Below are 1,261 nucleotides of genomic sequence, written 5' to 3' on the forward strand. Positions count from 1 at the left end.
AAGCGGCTGAAACCATGGTTGCTTTATACCGCCGATAAAACAAAGGCCGTCTGAAATTTCAGACGGCCTTTTTAAATCAACTCAACCAAGTTATATCACGAAATCCAACAGATAAAAATCTTCTTTGCCTACGCCGCACTCAGGGCATTTCCAGTCATCGGGAATATCCTCAAACTTAGTTCCGGCAGGCAGGCCGTGCTCAGGATCGCCGAGATCTTCGTCGTAAATCCAACCGCAAGGGCCGCACATATATTGAGCCATTTGGTGTTCCTTCCATTTTGAAAAGCCGTCTGAAACCGTATTTTCAGACGGCCTTTCGTGTGTCTTATTGTTGATATTTTGAATTTATTGCGCTGCTTCCAAAGCGGCGATTTCTTTACGCAGGTGTTTGATGGCCGGTGTTACGATGGCGACAAACATGGCCTCGCGGACGCGGCGTTGTGCCGGGCTGCGCATTAGATAGCCTTTTGCGCCTGCATGCAATGCGGCAGATTGAGTGGCGTTCAGTGCCAACACAGCAGCCGCTTCACGCAGTTTTAAGGTTGCCAGCGTATCAGGTTTGTTGTTCCACGCATCATCGGCAAGGCGTTCGGTTTCCACCCATGCGCCGTCCAACGCGGCTTTCAACTCATCGTAGCTGTGGTCGAGGTAAGCGTTCACTTCCGCGTTCACCACATTGGCCATACGGATAATACCGAGCGCACCGTCAATCACACCGGCACCGATACCCATTTGCAGCAAGATGAAACCGGCTTTAATGGTCGGGATATAAGACTGGAACTGCTCAGGCGTAGCAATCACATCTTCATCGGGAATAAACACATCTTTAAAATTCAGGCTGTAAGTGCGCGTGCCTTCCAAACCGCAGAACTCAGGGCAATCTTGCAGGGTCACGCCTTCCCATTGACCGCCGGTGATAAACATCACATAGCTGTCGCCGATTTGGGCGGTATTTGCCCAAATATGGTCTTCGCCGATATTGGATACCCAAGGCAAAGCGCCGTTGACTTTATAGCCGCCCTCGACACGCTCGGCTTGCAAGTTGTGTTTTTCAATGCCGGCAAGATGTTTGACGGTATTGGACATGCCCGTACCGGCCAAAACTTTACCCTGCAGAATGTCGGCAAAATATTTATCTTTAACCGCTTGGTTGGGCGATTGGTGCAGATACCACGCACAAGCCGCCTGACACCATGCGCTGAACGAAGTGGCGCCGCATTCTTTACCGATTTCGCGCAATACGGCGATTTGCGTTGCCAAA

The 1,261-nt window shown here is 50.7% G+C and carries 2 protein-coding genes; both read right to left on the minus strand.

Going from position 1 to position 1,261, the window contains the following annotated elements:
* Positions 1-90 precede the first annotated feature (90 nt).
* Positions 91-261, minus strand: a complete 171-nt coding sequence (locus tag ACTHS3_RS13570; RefSeq protein ID WP_003680460.1) for a rubredoxin — start codon at positions 259-261, stop codon at positions 91-93.
* Between the two features lie 84 nt (positions 262-345).
* Positions 346-1,261, minus strand: a 916-nt coding sequence (locus ACTHS3_RS13575; RefSeq protein WP_440368203.1) for an acyl-CoA dehydrogenase family protein, incomplete at its 5' end; no start/stop codon positions are given.

It is taken from the genome of Neisseria sp. P0009.S007 (assembly GCF_051962515.1).